This is a genomic window from Actinomyces sp. oral taxon 169 (assembly GCF_013394715.1).
Classification (GTDB): Bacteria; Actinomycetota; Actinomycetes; order Actinomycetales; family Actinomycetaceae; genus Actinomyces.
The window spans coordinates 1,483,365-1,499,486 of sequence record NZ_CP058259.1; the positions used below are offsets into that span (position 1 = coordinate 1,483,365).

The window sequence follows — 16,122 nt, forward strand, 5'->3', positions numbered from 1 at the left end:
TCAGTCCCCCAGCGCCGTCCCCACGGCGCGAGCGGCCTGAATCCACTCATGGTCGGCCGGAACGAACTTGGTGCGTCCGGCCACCTCCTTGAGCGGCACCAGCTCCGTGCCGTGACCGCGGTCAGCGACCATGACTCCGAAGTGGCCCTCTGCGATCGCATCGGCTCCGGCCACGCCCAGGCGCGTGCCCAAGAGACGATCCGCTCCGCAAGGCGAACCACCGCGCTGGACGTACCCCAGGATGGACACGCGCGCCTCCAGCCCGGTCAGGCTCTCCAGCTGCTCGGCCAGGGTGAAGGTGTTGGCGCGGTGAGAAGCCTCCAGACGCTTGACACCCCGCTTGGCCATCGCCTTGCGCTCGGGACTGGAAGCGTCCTTGACCAGGGCGCGAGCGTGCTCCAGCTCGGCGTGATCCGTCACGGACAGCGCCCCCTCGGCCACAGCCACCACGGAGAAGGACGACCCGTGGGAGCGGCGCCGCTCGATCTTGTCCGCGATCGCGTCCACCGAGTACGGGATCTCCGGCAGCAGAATGACATCCGCCCCGCCCGCGATGCCGGCGCCCAGAGCCAGCCATCCAGCTCGGTGCCCCATGATCTCGGTGAGGATGATGCGGTGGTGGGAGTGCGCCGTCGAGTGCAAGCGGTCCACGGCCTGAGTGGCGATCTCCAGGGCTGTGGCAAAACCGAAGGAGGAGTCGGTGTGGACGATGTCGTTGTCGATGGTCTTGGGCAAGTGGATGACGTTGAGACCCGCATCCATGAGGCGTTTGGCGTTCTTCGCGGTCCCGCCCCCGCCGAGGCAGACCAGGGCGTCGATCCCGTCCTTCTCACAGTTGTCCACGATGGTGGGCACCATGTCCCGGGGCTCGCCGTCCACCATCATCCGATGCACCTTGTCCCGGCTGGTTCCCAACATGGTTCCGCCGGTGGTGAGGATCCCGGACAGGGCAGCGGGGTCGAGCTCAGTGAAGCGGTTCTCGGCCAGACCGCGCATGCCGTCCCGGAAGCCGACGAGCTCCCAGCTGTGCTGCTGGATCGCCGCCTTTCCGAAACCTCGGATCGCCGCGTTGAGTCCCGGGGCGTCGCCGCCCGCCGTAAGAATGCCGATGCGCTGAGCCATGAAGCCAAGTATGCCGGTCCCGGCTGGCCCGCACAGGCTCTAGGCGCCGGTTCCGCTGATTCCGGTGATGCGAGGGGCGGGGTGGTCACTGAAACGGGCCGACGACACTGCGTTAGACGCCAACCGGTATCATCATTACCCTGATCGCGTCGATGCCGAGGAACCCAGTGGGAACCCAGCGGGAACACTGCACCTTCCTTCGGTGTTGACGCACCGGTGCCCTGGAGGCTGAGCGGGAGCCGCACGCTCCGTCAGAACTGGGACACCACGAGAGACGAGCCACAAGGAGACCACAAGCATGGCAGACCGCGCACTGCGAGGCATGACCATTGGCGCGAAGTCGATGGAGTCGGAGGACGGCGTCGAGTTCGCCGAGCGGATGATCGTCAGCTACGAGTGCCCGATGGCGCACGTCACCAGGATCCCGATGTCCACCGAGGCCGAGGTGCCTCCCACCTGGGAGTGCCCCGAGTGCGGCCAGCTCGCCGCCCGGCGCGGCGAGGATGAGCCAGAGCCCGACGAGCCCAAGAAGACCCCGCGCACCCACTGGGACATGCTCCTGGAGCGCCGCAAGGTCGACGAGCTCGAGGTTCTCCTCAACGAGCGCCTCGAGGCGCTGCGCAGCGGCGAGGTCTACCGCGAGCGGGTCAGCGGCTGAAAAAGCCGTCAGGAGCGCTTCTGTCGCGATGAGCTCGTCGGGCGCTGCTGCTGGTACCCGGCAGCGCCCCGACGGCGTTTGTCGCGGGCGGCGCGCAGCCTGCTTCCGGCGACCTTGGCCGCATCGAGCAGCTGGCCGGAGCGCTTGGCCACACCCCAGCGGGTCACCAGGGACAGCTCCTCGGTGAAGATGCCCCCCGAGAGCTTGGACTGCCCGGCCTCCCGCTCCAGGAAGGTGATCGGCATCTCCACGATGCGTCCGCCGATCTCGTCAACCAGCTTGGTCATGTTGACCTGGAACCCGTAGCCGAGAGCCTCGACCTTCCCGAGGTCCATGCGGCGCAGGATCGAGGCGCGGAAGACCCGGAAGCCCGCGGTGGCATCCTTGACGCGCAGCCCCAGCATGGCGTTGATGTAGAGGTTCCCGGCCTTGGACAGGGCCACGCGCTTGGCGTCCCAGCCCTCGGTGGCGCCGCCGGAGACCCACCGCGAGCCGATGACGAGGTCCGGCTCGTCGGCCATCTCGGCGCGCTGGATGAGCAGGGCCAGGTCCTCGGCGCGGTGGGAGCCGTCGGCATCCATCTCCACGATGAGCTCGTAGCCGGCGGCCAGTGCCCAGGAGAACCCGGCGAGGTAGGCCGGGCCCAGCCCGTTCTTCTCGGAGCGGTGCAGGACATGGATGTGGGAGTCCTCGTCGGCACGGGTGTCGGCGTAGTCGCCGGTGCCGTCGGGAGAGCCGTCGTCGACGACGAGAATGTCCGCCTCAGGAGCGTGCTCGCGGACCCGGTCCAGTGCCGTGGGCAGGGACTCGATCTCGTTGTAGGTGGGGATGACGACGAGTGCCTTCACTTCTGTCTCCAAGGTTGGGGTCGTGTGGCGCCGAGGCTAGTGGCGACGCCCTGAGATTATCTGAGATCAGCGACGACGCCGGCGATCCCCGGCGGCAGCCGCTGCCTTCCGCCCTGAGCGCAGCCGGCTCAGGATACCGGCTCCCACCAGTAGGCCTGCACTGGCGAGGAGAATGATGCCGGGGGCGGCACCGAGCCGGTCGGCGACGGATTGCGAGCTGCGCAGCGGAACATCGGCCACGAGGCTCGCCTGGGTGTAGGGACGGGTGACCTGCTCGACCTCACCGCGGGGGTTGATGATCGCGGTGTAGCCGACGGTGGAGGCCTGGATGACGCTGCGGCCATGGACCACCGCCTGGACACGGCCCTGGGCGAGCTGCTGGGCGGCCTCGCCGGAGTCGAGGAAGGAGGCGTTGTTCGTCGGGATGATGATCGCCTGCCCGCCCTGTTCGACGCCGGTGCGCAGGGCGTCGTCGTAGGCGACCTCGAAGCAGATGCCCATGGCGAAGGTGACGTCCCGGCCCTGGGTGACGGCCGGAACCGTCAGGGTGCTGGGACCGGTGCCGGGCAGCATGTCGATGCCGACCCGGTCGACCTGGGTGGTCAGACGCCGTACCAGAGAACGGGAGGGGATGTACTCCGCGAAGGGCACGGGCCGGTGCTTGCGGTAGTAGGGATGAGCCGTCTTGCCCGAGACGTCTCCGGGATTCCAGATGAGGACGTCGTTGTAGCGGATGTCGCCGACAACAGGAACCGCGCCCACGAGCACCGGCGCCTGGACCGCCTGGGCGGCCTCATCGACGATGCTCGCCGAGGCCGGATAGTCGCGAGGGTCCAGGTCCGCGGAGTTCTCCGGCCAGATGACCATGTCGAGGCTGCCGGGGCCCACGTCGGCGGCCAGCTGCTTGGTCGCCTTGGCGTGGTTACCGGTCACCTCCAGGGCCCGGTTGAAGGCGTCCTCGAAGTCGGTGGCCACATTGCCCTGGACGGCTCCGACCCGGACGGTACCGTTCTCAGCGCGCGTCTCCAGGGGCAGCGTCCGCGGCGCAACGAGCACAGCCGCCGCGATTGCTGCGCAGAGGAGGACCGGCATGGCGCGTCGCTCATAGATGGATTGAGCTGCATGGGCGAGGCATGCGGCCGCCAGTGCCACCAGCAGCCCCACCCCGGCGCTGCCGACATAGGCCGCCGCCGGCAGGACGGGGGCATCCGCCATGGCGAAAGCCAGGCGCCCGAAGGGGAAACCGCCCAGCGGCCACACCGAGCGCAGCTCCTCCATCCCGGACCACAGCACGGCGAAGAAGAGCACACTGGCCGCTCCGGCCGGCACACACCGCGCGAGCCGCCCTCGTCGGGCGGCTCCCTGCAGCAGCGGGAGATTGCTCACTAGGGACCAGGCCCCGCCGAGTGCGGCCAGGTAGAGGGACTCGAAGAGCGTCAGCGCGATCCAGCCGATCGGGTTGCCCATCCCCACCATCGTGAAGTGCAGCAGAGGAGTGAACAGCCCGAAGCCGTAGAGCAGTCCCAGACCGGTGCCCGCCCAGAAGCGGCGTCCGCGGATGAGGAGCATGAAGGTCCCGACCCCGACGAGGGCCGACCACCACAGGTTCATCGGGGGGAAGGCGGCGTAGGTGGCCAGACCCGCCAGCAGCGCCACCACCACCGGGGCTGATCGACGAAGCCAGCCGGGGGACCGAGAGAGCATCCGGGAGGGCAACCGAGAGGGCACTGTCACGCGGTGAAGCATACGGGGATGTTGATAGTTAACCTTTGTGACGGCGGGCCAGAGCGTGATGCACGGGCTGCCAAGCCAGGGCCAGCACGGTGCCGATGACGGCTCCGATGAGGCAGGACATGGCTGTTCCGGTGATCCAGGACAGGACCGGGTTGTGGGTGAGCTCCTCGGCCCACTCGATGGCGTGGTGCAGCGGGTGGAAACCCACCTTGGCGAGGTTGGCCGCCAGGATATGACCGCCGACCCACAGCATCGCCACGGTCCCGATGATCCCGATGCCGCGGAAGAGGGCCGGCGCAGACCTCACGATCGCGCGGCCCAGCGAGCGGATGGCGCCTGTGCGGCCCTGTCCGGCCAGGTGCGCGCCGGCGTCGTCGAGCTTGATGAGAGCCGCCACCAGGCCGTAGACGGCGAAGGTGATGAGCAGGGCGATGAGGACCAGCACGATGATGCGCCGCATGGAGGACTCCCCCTCGACCTCGGCCAGGGCCAGCAGCATGATCTCGGTGGACAGAACGAAGTCCGTGGTGATGGCCTGACGGATGATCTGGGCCTCGTCGATCGGGCCGGTCTCCTCCTTGGCGTGAGCAGCGCCGCCGAAGCGCTCCAGGATCTTCTCCCCGCCCTCGAAGCACAGGTAGGCGCCGCCGATGACGAGCGCCACCGGCAGGAGCCACGGCGCCACGGCCGTCAGCAGCAGGCCGATCGGCAGGATGATGAGGAGCTTGTTGCGCAGCGAGCCCAGCGTGATCCTCTTGATGATCGGCAGCTCCCGGTCCGGGGTGATGCCGGTGACGTACTGGGGGGTGGTGGCGACGTCGTCGACGGCGGCCGCCGAGACCTTCGCCGAGGTCTTGACGGCCATGGAGGCCGTGTCGTCAACGGTGGACAGCGTCAGCTTGGCGAGCGTGGCGATGTCGTCGAGAAGGGCGAAGAAGCCTGACATAGGGGCATGAGTCCTGTCGTCCGGAGTATCGGCTGGAACGAGAGTACTAGCCGCCGCGTCACACGGCCGACCAGCTCACCACTCCCCTATTGAGATCCAGGGAGGCCTCGGCGGCGCGCATCGACAGGTCGGTGACCGCCCTGGCCTGCTCGGAGGTGGCATCCGGTGGCGGTGAGAGGCTCGCGATCTGCCCGACGACGTCGAGCAGCTGCTTGCACCAGCGCACGAAGTCCCCGGCCGTCAGCTCCGTGGCGTCCAGGATGTCCGCCAGCTGTGCTCCGTCGCACCAGGCCTGGACGGCCCCGGCCAGCGCGGGCTCCGCGCCCGAGGAGGCCTCGATGCGGGCCAGGGACTCCAGGTCGTGGATCCGGTGCGAGACCCCCAGCTGCGCGCGCAGGCACTGGCCGAGCCGGGATGCGGGCGCTACGGGCAGCCCGATCGACTGGGCACTCAGACGTGGCTCGTAGACGCACGCGCTCAGTGCCCCGGCCAGCTCCGCGGCACTGAGGTCCTCGAAGACCCCCGTGCGCAGGCACTCGGCGATGAGCAGGTCCCGCTCGGCGTAGATCCGGGCCAGTACCTTGCCGGCACCGGTGACCCTCAGCTCACGCTCCGGGTGCCCCCGGTCCACCGGGCGCAGGTAACCCAGCTCGAGCAGCACCTCGCAGACGGCATCGAAGAGGCGGGCGATGGTGCCGGTGCGGGTCTCGATGCGCCGTTGAAGGCGCTCGGCCTCGGTCTTGGCCCTGGACCACTTGCGGCCCACCCGGGCGTGCTCCTCCCGGTCGGGGCACCCGTGGCAGGGGTGGGAGCGCATCTCGTGGCGCAGTCGCTCGAGGTTCTCGATCGCGCTGTCTCGGCGGGCCTGCGCGCGGCTGGAGCGGGTGCGTGTGCGCTTGCCGCTCCCTTCCAGGTCTCCGGCGCGTAGAGCGTCGACCAGCCGCTGAACGAGTCGGTCCCGGTCCCGGGGCCGGTGCGGGTCCACCGAGTCGGCCACCCGCAGGGCGCCGACGCGCATGACCCCGTCCGGTGCCGTGTCCGGAGTCAGGGCGACGACTCGCGCGTCCTCCCCCAGCACCGTGATGGTGGGGGTCCCGGTCCGGTCGGCACCGACCTGAAGGACGATGCCGTGGCGGCGGCGTCGCCCCTTGCGGAAGACGATGACGTCACCGCGTCCCAGCGAGCTCATGGTCCGTCCCGTCTCGCTGCGGCGCGCCGCGGACTTGTCCCGTGACAGGTCCGCCTCGGCGTCGGCAATGGCCTGGCGCAGGGAGGCGTACTCGCGGAAGTCACCCAGACGGCACGTCATGTCCTTCTCCAGGCCCCCCAGGCTGCGGCGCTTGCGGCGAGCCTGAGCGGCCAGCTCCACGACGCCGCGGTCGGCCTGGAACTGGGCGAAGGACTGCTCGAGCACCTCACGCACCCGCGTGCGCGGCATGCGCTCGAGCAGGTTGACGGCCATGTTGTAGGTCGGGCGGAAGGCGGAGATCAGCGGGTAGGTACGCCGGGAGGCCAACGAGGAGACCGTGGCCGGCTCGACGTCGTCGGCCGCCAGCACGACGGCGTGGCCCTCCACATCGATGCCACGGCGTCCGGCCCTCCCCGTCAGCTGGGTGTACTCCCCCGGGCTGAGGGTGACGTGAGCCGAGCCGTTCCACTTGCGCAGCGACTCCAGGACCACGGTGCGAGCGGGCATGTTGATCCCCAGCGCCAAGGTCTCGGTGGCATAGACGACCTTGACCAGGCCCGCGCTGAAGAGCTCCTCCACCGTCTCCTTGAACACCGGTAGCAGCCCCGCGTGGTGGGCCGCGACGCCGCGCTCCAGGGCGTGGGCCCAGAAGTGGAAGCCGAGGACTCCCAGGTCGCTGACAGGGATGTCAGCCGTGCGCCGCTCGATGACCTGGCGGATCCGGGCGGCCTCGGCCTCGGTGGTCAGGTCCACCCCGGCGCTGACCACCTGGTGGACGGCCTGCTCGCAGCCCGCCCGGGAGAAGACGAAGACGATCGCGGGCAGCAGGCGCGCCCCCTCCAGGGCCGTGACGACCTGCAGTCGGGAGGGCGGCTTCAACCTGGCCGTGCGGGCTCCTCCCTCGCCACGGCGAGGCGCCCGTCCCCCTCGGGTGGAGCGCTTCCAAGGCTGCGGCCCTCTGGCCGAACCGCCGCCGCGGCCACGGTAGCTGTTCTTGGAGGCGCCACCGGAGGCGGCGGCACGCCGGGCCTGCTTGACGGCCTTGAGCAGCTCGGGGTTGAGCGGGGGCTGCCCCGTCTGCTCCGCCTGCTCCGCTTGCCGCTCCAACTCGGTCTGCTCGGACTGGTCAAGCTGGTCGGACTGCTCAGGTACCTCCGCGGGGTGGGAGTACAACGGCAGCAGCCGGCGTCCGACCATCATGTGCTGAGTCAGCGGGACGGGGCGCTCCTCGGAGACGACGACGGCGGTCCTGCCGCGCACCTGGCCGAGCCAGTCGCCGAACTCCTCGGCGTTGGAGACCGTGGCGGACAGGGAGATCACCTGGACCTCAGCGGGCAGGTGGATGATGACCTCCTCCCACACCGGCCCGCGGAAGCGGTCGGCCAGGTAGTGGACCTCGTCCATGACCACGAAGCCCAACCGGTCCAGGTCACGCGAGCCCGAGTAGAGCATGTTGCGCAGCACCTCGGTGGTCATGACCACCACGTCCGCATGAGGGTTGACGGAGGTGTCACCGGTCAGCAGCCCCACCCGTTCCTGACCGTGGCGGGCCACGAGGTCCAGGTACTTCTGGTTGCTCAGGGCCTTGATGGGGGTGGTGTAGAAGGTCTTGAGTCCCCGGGTCAGGCCCAGGTGCACGGCGAACTCCCCCACCACTGTCTTGCCGGCGCCCGTCGGGGCGGCGACCAGGACACCCTCTCCCCGCTCGACGGCGCGGCAGGCCTCCTCCTGGAAGGGGTCGAGGGGGAAGTCGTAGCCCTGGGCGAAGCGGGCGAGCTCACTGCTGGAGGCGGCCTGTCGACGTCGAGATGCGGCATAGCGCTCGGCTGGTGAGCTCATGGCAACACCCTACGGGCCCGATCGGCTTTGAGCCGGTAGGAGCAGCCGGACGGCGTCGGGGACGGCCTCGAGGCGCAGGGGCAGCTCGGCCAGCGGCTCGCCGTCGGCGAAGGGGTGAGGAGGCGGGCGCAGGCCCCGGTCATGGCCGGTTCGCTCAGTGAGCGCCTCAATGGTGACGGTACGGCTGCGCTCGAGGTGGACGGCCGGGTCGGTCAGGTGCGTGCCGCGGAAGAGCCGGCGGAAGAGGGTGAGCAGGCGGGTGCGGCCCACAGGATCCAGGCGCAGCACCTCCAGCAGGCCGTCAGTGGGGTCGGCCTGGGGAGCCAGGTCCATGCCGCCGCCGACGTAACGGGTGTTGGCCGCCGCCAGCAGGAGCGCCGGTCCCTCCCAGGCGCCCTCGTCGGTGGTGACTCGGTAGCCGTAGGGCGCCAGCGTCGCGAGCTCGGCGGTGAAGGCGCGCACGTAGCGTCCCTCGCCGGCGGGCCAGGAGAGGGTGTTGGCGCGGGCGTTGACGGCTGCGTCCACTCCGGCGCTGACCACGGCCAGGGACCAGCGACGCTGCGGGGCGAGCAGGGTGCCGTCGGGGCGGGAGGCGTAGATCGCGTCCACCGCCGTGATGGCGCCCTTTCCGGACAGCGCCTGGTTGATGAGGCGGGCGGAGGCCGCTACATCCCTGCTGGGCAGACCGAAGTGCCGGGCGATGTCGTTACCGGTGCCGGTGGCCACGATGCCCAGGGGCACGTCCGTCGTGGCGACGATATCCACCCCCAGGTGGGCCATGCCGTCCCCGCCGACGACCACCAGTGCCTCAACATTCCGATGCGGCTCGTCCCCCAGGAGGGTCCGTCCTGCGTCACGCGCCTGCTCGTAGGAGCTGCCACGCACGTGAAGGACCTCGTGGCCGGCATCAGTGAGGATCCGGCGGGCGACGTCGTCAGCGGTCGCATGACGTCCCCGACCCGAGGAGGGGTTGGACAGCAGAGCGATACGCATCGAAGGAAAGGCTGGGACAAGTCAGGCAGGGACGGGGTGAAGCACCCTGCTACTCGGCCAGGGCGGCCTCGAGCTCGGCATCGAGCTCAGCGCGCTTCTTCTCCACCCGTTTGTCATGCCTGATGGAGATGAAGCAGGCCAGGAAGTACAGGCCGGCAATGGGAACGGACATGAACACCATCGACCATGGATCCGGCAGCGGGTTGGCAATGGCCATAAAGGTGACGATGCCCATGATGGCCCAGCGCCAGCCCTTGAGCATGGTCTTTCCCTGCATGAGCCCGAGCATATTGAGGGCGACGAGGAGCTCGGGCAGGAGGAAGGCGATCCCGAAGACGAGGACCAGCCTCATGACGAAGGAAAGGTAGAGATTCGCCCCGATCACTCCGGCAGTGGGGCCGTCAGGGATGAAGCTGGTGAGGATGGAGACCGCGTGCGGCATCACCCAGATCCCCAGGCCTGCGCCGGCGAGGAAGAGGAACAGGCCGGCCACGCCGTAGGCCCAGGTGTATGCCTTCTCCTTGCGGGTCATCCCCGGTCCCACGAAGGCCCAGAACTCGTACATCCACAGCGGGGAGGAGAACAGGATGCCCAGCCAGATCGACACCTCGAGCTTCATGTCGAAGGAGGCCAGGATCGTGTCGAAGTTCAGGGTGAGGTGCGCGCCCTTGGCATTGGCCTGCTCGATGGGGCGGGTGATGAGGGCGAAGGCCCGCTCGTAGACCAGGTAACCGACGACCGTCATCACCATGACGCCCGCGGCGGAGACGAAGAGACGCTGGCGCAGCTCGCGCAGGTGGTCCCCGATGGACATGCGCGCCTCGGGGTTGTCCTTGCGCCTCGATCGCTTGATCCGAGGGAGCTTGGGCACCGCGGCCTCCTTCATCTGCAGGTCACCGGCTCTGGCCGGATGACATCACTTCTGGGATGAGCCCTCGGCGCTCTGAGCGGTCTGGCCGGACTGGGTGGGCTCGGTGTAGTAGGTGCCCTCCTGCGGCTGCTGAATCTGAGCCTGGGAGTCCTTGGAGTCGTCGTCGCGCAGCTCCTTGACCTCCTTCTTGAAGACCTTCATGGACTGGCCCACGCTGCGGGCGATGTCAGGCAACTTCCTGTAGCCGAACAGCAGGATGACGACGATGAGCAGGAAGATGATGTGCGACGGCTTAAAGAGGTTCACGGCGCTGCTCCTTGTGGTAGGCGCTATCGATACGGGCTGAGTGTAGCCTCCCGGGAGGGCGCCTCAGAACGAGGGGCCTGATGGTTCTCCCCAAGGCGGACGGGTCAGGACTTAGCAGTTGTATGAGGTCAGAGCCTGTTTGGCTGCTGCTGCCGCCTCTTGGGCGAGGTCCTGGGGCTCCACCGCCACGAGATGGCGCCCCGCTGAGAGGATCAGGCCGATGAGCCAGGCGCGGTCGCGTCCCTCGACGACCACCTGAAGGTTGCCGTCTGCGGTCTCCTCCTGGGAGAGGCACGGGATCTGCTCGGCGAGCCAGCGGCCCGTCGGTTGGAGAACCAGCGTGGCACGAGGTCTGTTCCCCGCGCAGTGATCGGCCTTGGGCTGGTTCCTTCTGCGTGAGGCGCGGTGCCGCACGGACGGGGTGTCGAGCGCCTCTGCCGCGGTGATCCGGTCCAGGCGGAAGCTGCGCTCGGCCTGGGCACTGAGGCACCAGCCCACCAGCGTCATATGTGATCCATCACTTTCCAGCGTGATGGGATCGACGTCTCGCTCCGAAGGGGTGTCGGTGGCGGAGACATAGACCAGGTGGAGGCGGCGTCCGTCGCGCAGGGCGGAGCGCACAACGGCCAGGATCCGGGACGTACGGCTGGAACGTCCTGCGTGTGCGGGCCCTGGGCCGGTGGTGGTGACGGTTCCCGGATCGGCGCGCGCGTCGGAGTCCTCGGTGGAGGCGCCAGAGCTGAGCAGGGCGGTCACCGCCTGCTGGGTGGAGGCGATGACAGGGGCGGAGACATCGTCGTCGGCCAGGAGGTCGGCGAGCACCCTGAGCGCCATGAGCAGAGAGATCGCCTCCTGCCGCGTGAGGCGAACCGGGCGGTCCAGCCCCAGCGTTTCGGACAGGCGCAGGCGCCCGGCCTTGAAGTCCGCGGCGTCGAAGTCCACGAGGTCCCCGTGCATGCCTCCGGGCAAGCCGGAGACCCACAGCGTGTTGATGTCGCGCTCAATGACGGCCGGGGTGACGCCGAAGTGCTTGGCGGCCTCCGTGACGGTCACGCCGGGGTGCCCCGCGACCCAGGCGGGCAGCGCCAGCAGTCGCGCGAGCTGGTCGGAGGCGGATACGCGCGCCATCGTCACTCCCCCTCCGGTGCCGTGAGCCCTGCGGCGCCTTGCAGGTGGGACAGGACCGCCTGGCGCAAGGAGTCGGGAGCGAGGACGACAACTGCGTCGCCAAGCGCTGCTACGGTTCCGGCGAAGGAGAAGGGATCCTCGTAGTCGACGGCGATGAGATCACGGTCCTCCAGGTGCGCCGGCAGGTCGGCCGGAGGGTCCTGAACCGGATCGAGGTGGGCCCCGGCCAGACGCAGTCCCAGAGCCCGCCCCGGCAGGGCGGCGAGCAGTGCACGCCAGCGGCTGGGCGCCTTGGCGGGAAGCCGGGTGAAGGCTCCGGGGCTCCCATGGACGGTGACCGAGCCGGTGATGCGAGCCAGCCGGAAGGTCAGCAGCCTGACGGCGGTTCCTTCCGTTTCCTCCGGTTGTCTGCTGGCGTCTGGGCTGTGGGCACCTGCCGGCTCGACGGCGTCGAGGTACCAGGCGCCCTCGGCCAGGCGCAGGTGGTGTGGCTCGACAGTGCGGGCCCGGGTGCTGCCCGAGCGGGCCGAGACGTAGTCGAAGGTGACCAGGCGGCGCTCGTCGACCGCGGTGATGAGCTCCTCGGGGATCTCCTCACCGGACAGGTCCGCAGTGAGGACCGGCAGGCCGGCGGAGCCGCCCCCGGTGGGTCCCTCACTGACGGCGCGCAGCTTGGTCAGGGCCCTCCGGGCCGTGGCGGGAAGATCGCCGTCGCGCCAGGCGGATGCGGCCAGGCTCAGGCAGGCGGCCTGCTCGGCGCTCAGGTGCAGCGCGGGCAGGGTGTAGTCCTCCTCGATGACCCGGTACCGGGGCTCCTCGGGGCGTCCGGTGGTGGTCACCTCGATACCGAGCTCGCGCAGCGTGTCCTTGTCCCGCTCGAACTTGCGGCGCGCCGAGAGCGGATTCGTGGAGGGGTCCGCCAAGCCGTATCCCGGCACACTGGCCACGAGCTCCTCGGCACTGAGACCGGTGGTGGTGTTGCGCAAGGTGAGCAGAAGGCTCACCAGGCGTTCCTCGGTGCTACGGGTCGGCTGGCTCACGGTGCCCCAGCCTAGGAGAATCCGGTGGCCTGCGGCTGGTGGCGCGCGCGCCCGGATAGTCTGCCGCCATGATGTGGCGCGACGGCGTAGTGACCGGGACCAGGACAACATGGGGACCCGTGGGGCGATCCTGCGCCGAGCTGGACGTGGAGATCGTCGGAGCCCCGAATGGTGCGGACGGCCTGCTGCCAGGCCAGCGGGTCCGTGCAGTCGCCTACGAGGCCCTCACCGGGCTGCCCAGCGCCGCCGAGCGGGTGAGGCTGGAGGTCTCAGCCCTCGACCGCGCCCTGGGCACGGGCGGGCACGCCATGGTCAGTTCTCGCCTGGACGTCCTTCCGCCTGACCCGCCGCGCGAGGGGCATCTGGTCAAGGCCCGCTACATGCCGGACCAGGTCATGGTCACCGGCGTTGACGAGCAGGGCACAGCCCACCACGGTCTGCTGTCCCAGCCGATCGGCAGCCTGGACCTGGAGGGGATGCCGGTGGTGGTGGCCGACCTGCACTCGAGCCTGCCGGCGGTGCTCGCCGGGCTGCGCTCCCCTGACGGTCAGGAGCAGCCGCGCGTCGCCTACATCATGACCGACGGCGGGGCCCTGCCCCTGGCCTACTCACGTGTTGTTGCCACCCTGAGCCGGGCCGGGTGGCTGGCCGGGACCATCACGGCCGGCCAGGCCTGGGGCGGCGACATCGAGGCAGTCAGCGTCCACAACGCGCTCCTGGCGGCCCGGCACGTCCTGCGCGCCGACGCCGCCGTCGTCATCCAGGGGCCCGGGAACCTGGGCACCGAGACGCCCTGGGGCTTCTCCGGAGTGGCCTGCGGGGATGCGATCAACGCCATCGCCACGCTGGGCGGACACCCGGTGGCCTGCCTGCGTGTCTCCGACGCCGATCCCCGCGCCCGCCACAGGGGCGTGTCCCACCACTCGATGACGGCTTACGGGCGAGTCGCGCTGGCGGGGGCCGACGTCGTCGTCCCCGGCCTGGAGGGGCCGCTGGGGGTGCAGGTGCGTCGGGAGGCCGAGGCTCTGTGCGCGCCCCGGCCGGGCGCCGGGCAGCACCGACTCGTCGAGGTTCCTGCCGACGGGCTCCTGGAGCTGCTGCGAAAGGCAGAGGCGCAGACCGGGGTCAGGCTGTCCACCATGCGACGAGATTTGGATGAGGACGCGGCCGCCTTCATCGCCGCAGCGGCGGCCGGTCGCCACGCGCGCCGGATCCTGAACGAAGGAACAGCGCATGGCTGATCGAGACGGCCGACTGGGGGCCGCAGCCCGCGGCGCAGCGCTGCCGACGACAGCGAGTCTGTCTGCAGCCTACGACTGGCAGTCCCGTCATCGCATGGTGCCGGGGCGAGGAGGCCGCTGGGCACGCTACTCGATCCCGGTCATGGATCTCGCCCTGGGGGCCGTCTTCCTCGCCTTCGCACTGGAGTCGGTCACCTTCATCCTGCGCTACGGCGGCTATGCCATCTATGTTGCGGACTTCGCCTTGTGCCTTGCATTGGCGCTGACGCAGTTCGGACGGTTGCGCCTCCTGCGTGTCTCCTTCATGGCGACCTACGCCCTGCTGGCGGCCTACGCGATCCTCGTGGCCCTCTCCCCCGTCAACCTCGGCCTCAACCCGATCATCGCCACGGCCACCACAAGTCTCTACACCGTCACCCGCTGGGAGCCCGATCGACGCTGGGGCACGGCGGCGCTCCTGCTGGCTCTGGCCGGTGCCCTGGTCAACCCCGTCACTCTGGCCTCGTACATCCGGCCCCACGAATCAGATGTCGACGCGGCGACAAGCGACGGCGGGACTGGAGCCATCCTGGTCGCCCGCACGCTCATCAGCCTGGTCTTCGTCGGTGCAGTGGTGCTCACCTACCTGCTGGCCTCCTCCCGGCGCCGGATCGCCGAGAACCAGGCCCTCGACGTCGGCATCGCCGCGGCCCAGGCGGTTGCGGCCGAGCGCCTGAGCCTGGCCCGAGAGCTCCACGACCTGGTGGGCCACAGCCTCACCACGATCAAGGTGCAGGCCGCCACCGGCCTGGCCCTGGGAGGTGAGGAACGGCTGCGCAGCACGCTGACCACAGTGCGTGACACGGCCGATGCCTCCCTGGCCTCCGTGCGCCAGCTCGTCTCCGTACTGCGCTCAGACGCCGGCGAGATCACTCCCTTGGCGGACCTGCGGACCATCCCGGCCCTCATCGAGACCACCCGCAGCTCAGGGAGCCGGATCAGCGCAGTGCTTCCCGAACCGGAGGTCCTGGAGCGGTGCAACTCGGCGTGGTCTGCGATACAACGCCTCACCCTCGTCCGCCTCGTGGGAGAGACCCTCACCAACGCCGTCAGGCACGGAACCGGCCAGATCGAGCTGATCCTGACACTGTCGCAGGACTCCTGCCACCTTCACGTCGCCAACCCGGTGCCCGACGTCGCAGAGCACTCGCCCTTCGGCGGCAGCGGCCTCGTCGGCCTTGAGGAGCGACTCAGGCTCGTGGGTGGAACCATGGCCCACGGCGTCCACAACGACGGAGACCACAGCTTCTTCACCATTGACGTCGACTTCCCGGTGGCGCCGCTCGAGCTGCCCGCGAGCGCCATGACGGCCGGCGAGACAGGATCAGGAGACAGCAGATGACGACTAAGACGACCGGTGTTATCAAGGTGGCTGTTGTCGACGATCAACCGCTGCTGGTCAGTGCCTTCAGTGCTCTCGTGGCCGCACAGCCCGATATGGAGGTGGTTCTGGAAGCCGTCAATGGGCGTCAGGCCATCGAGGGGCTGACCGCTCGAGCCACCGGTTCCCACGGAGGAGCCGACCTGGTGCTCATGGATCTGCGGATGCCGGTTCTGGACGGGGTCAGTGCCATTCGCGAGCTGCGTGCGACACCTGCCACCGCCGCCTTGCGGGTCCTGGTCCTGACCACCTTCGATGATGAGGACCTCGTGCTGGCGGCGCTGGGGGCCGGGGCCCACGGGTTCCTCCTCAAGGACGCCGAGCCGGTGACGCTGTTGGAGGCGATCCGCGTCGTCGCCGGCGGAGGGTCCTGGCTGGATCCGGCCGTCACCGGAACCGTTCTGGCGCACCTTGATGCAGGTACCGGGCCTGACGCCCCGTCGTCGTCGGCCTCCCCGTCGGCACCGACCGATGGGGCCGTGCCCATTGTTGGGGCGCCGTCGGGACCCTACGAGGCTCTCACCAGCCGAGAGGACGCCGTACTCGCATTGGTGTGCCAGGGGCTGAGTAACGCCAGTATTGGTGAACGGCTCCATGTCGCCGAGTCGACGGTGAAGTCCCATGTCAAGACGATCCTGGGCAAGACCGGCTGTCACAACCGGGTAGAGCTCGTCATCTATGCTCTGACCACGGGACTCGTCCAGCCTCGGTAGCTCTCCTCCCCAGGGAGGAGACAGGAGTGTGGGAGTGGATGCAGACTGTATCCCTGGTGGGGATCCGTTGAGGT

At 69.3% G+C, this 16,122-nt stretch carries 14 protein-coding genes; 4 read left to right on the forward strand and 10 right to left on the reverse strand.

Annotated elements, in window-relative coordinates:
• Positions 1 to 1,122 carry a 6-phosphofructokinase gene (locus HW274_RS06405; RefSeq protein ID WP_185989515.1) on the reverse strand — a complete coding sequence of 374 codons (1,122 nt, stop codon included), beginning with the start codon at positions 1,120 to 1,122 and terminating at the stop codon, positions 1 to 3.
• Between the two features lie 298 nt (positions 1,123 to 1,420).
• On the opposite strand from HW274_RS06405, the gene HW274_RS06410 reads away from it, so the two are divergent.
• On the forward strand, positions 1,421 to 1,780 hold the full coding sequence (locus HW274_RS06410; RefSeq protein WP_010615210.1) for an RNA polymerase-binding protein RbpA: 360 nt from the start codon (positions 1,421 to 1,423) through the stop codon (positions 1,778 to 1,780).
• 8 nt (positions 1,781 to 1,788) lie between these two features.
• On the opposite strand, the gene HW274_RS06415 is transcribed toward HW274_RS06410, so the two are convergent.
• The 9 genes from HW274_RS06415 to HW274_RS06455 form a co-directional block, all read right to left on the reverse strand.
• A complete protein-coding gene (locus HW274_RS06415; RefSeq protein WP_185989516.1) occupies positions 1,789 to 2,628 on the reverse strand; it encodes a polyprenol monophosphomannose synthase in 840 nt (279 codons plus the stop codon).
• Positions 2,629 to 2,694: 66 nt separating this feature from the next.
• Complete coding sequence (gene lnt / locus HW274_RS06420; protein WP_075253844.1) at positions 2,695 to 4,332, reverse strand: apolipoprotein N-acyltransferase; 1,638 nt, start codon at positions 4,330 to 4,332, stop codon at positions 2,695 to 2,697.
• Positions 4,333 to 4,390: 58 nt separating this feature from the next.
• The gene (locus tag HW274_RS06425) at positions 4,391 to 5,308 is read right to left on the reverse strand and encodes a DUF808 domain-containing protein (RefSeq protein WP_075253845.1); all 918 of its coding nucleotides are present in this window, start codon (positions 5,306 to 5,308) and stop codon (positions 4,391 to 4,393) included.
• A gap of 58 nt (positions 5,309 to 5,366) precedes the next feature.
• Positions 5,367 to 8,336, reverse strand: coding sequence for an RNA helicase (locus HW274_RS06430; RefSeq protein ID WP_185989517.1), 2,970 nt, complete (start codon positions 8,334 to 8,336; stop codon positions 5,367 to 5,369).
• Positions 8,337 to 8,345: 9 nt separating this feature from the next.
• Entirely contained in the window at positions 8,346 to 9,329 is a 984-nt protein-coding gene (locus HW274_RS06435; protein WP_185989518.1) for a diacylglycerol kinase family protein, read from the reverse strand.
• 49 nt (positions 9,330 to 9,378) lie between these two features.
• The gene (gene tatC, locus HW274_RS06440) at positions 9,379 to 10,200 is read right to left on the reverse strand and encodes a twin-arginine translocase subunit TatC (RefSeq protein ID WP_020991516.1); all 822 of its coding nucleotides are present in this window, start codon (positions 10,198 to 10,200) and stop codon (positions 9,379 to 9,381) included.
• Positions 10,201 to 10,245: 45 nt separating this feature from the next.
• Positions 10,246 to 10,506, reverse strand: a complete 261-nt coding sequence (gene tatA / locus HW274_RS06445; RefSeq protein ID WP_004564895.1) for a Sec-independent protein translocase subunit TatA — start codon at positions 10,504 to 10,506, stop codon at positions 10,246 to 10,248.
• Between the two features lie 111 nt (positions 10,507 to 10,617).
• Complete coding sequence (locus tag HW274_RS06450) at positions 10,618 to 11,634, reverse strand: YafY family protein (RefSeq protein ID WP_185989519.1); 1,017 nt, start codon at positions 11,632 to 11,634, stop codon at positions 10,618 to 10,620.
• 2 nt (positions 11,635 to 11,636) lie between these two features.
• Positions 11,637 to 12,674 (reverse strand): YafY family protein, encoded by a 1,038-nt coding sequence (locus HW274_RS06455; protein WP_185989520.1) that lies wholly within the window; start codon positions 12,672 to 12,674, stop codon positions 11,637 to 11,639.
• A 68-nt stretch (positions 12,675 to 12,742) separates the two neighbouring features.
• Here HW274_RS06455 and HW274_RS06460 point away from each other — a divergent pair, with 68 nt between their 5' ends.
• The 3 genes from HW274_RS06460 to HW274_RS06470 are packed head-to-tail and all read left to right on the forward strand — an operon-like array spanning position 12,743 to position 16,048.
• A complete protein-coding gene (locus HW274_RS06460; RefSeq protein ID WP_185989521.1) occupies positions 12,743 to 13,915 on the forward strand; it encodes a DUF3866 family protein in 1,173 nt (390 codons plus the stop codon).
• Positions 13,908 to 15,296: a sensor histidine kinase gene (locus HW274_RS06465; RefSeq protein WP_260679218.1), complete on the forward strand. Its 1,389-nt coding sequence runs from the start codon at positions 13,908 to 13,910 to the stop codon at positions 15,294 to 15,296. Before HW274_RS06460 ends, HW274_RS06465 begins: the two co-directional genes overlap by 8 nt.
• Positions 15,293 to 16,048 (forward strand): response regulator transcription factor, encoded by a 756-nt coding sequence (locus tag HW274_RS06470; protein ID WP_185989522.1) that lies wholly within the window; start codon positions 15,293 to 15,295, stop codon positions 16,046 to 16,048. The genes HW274_RS06465 and HW274_RS06470 overlap by 4 nt, the downstream gene beginning before the upstream one ends.
• Positions 16,049 to 16,122 lie beyond the last annotated feature (74 nt).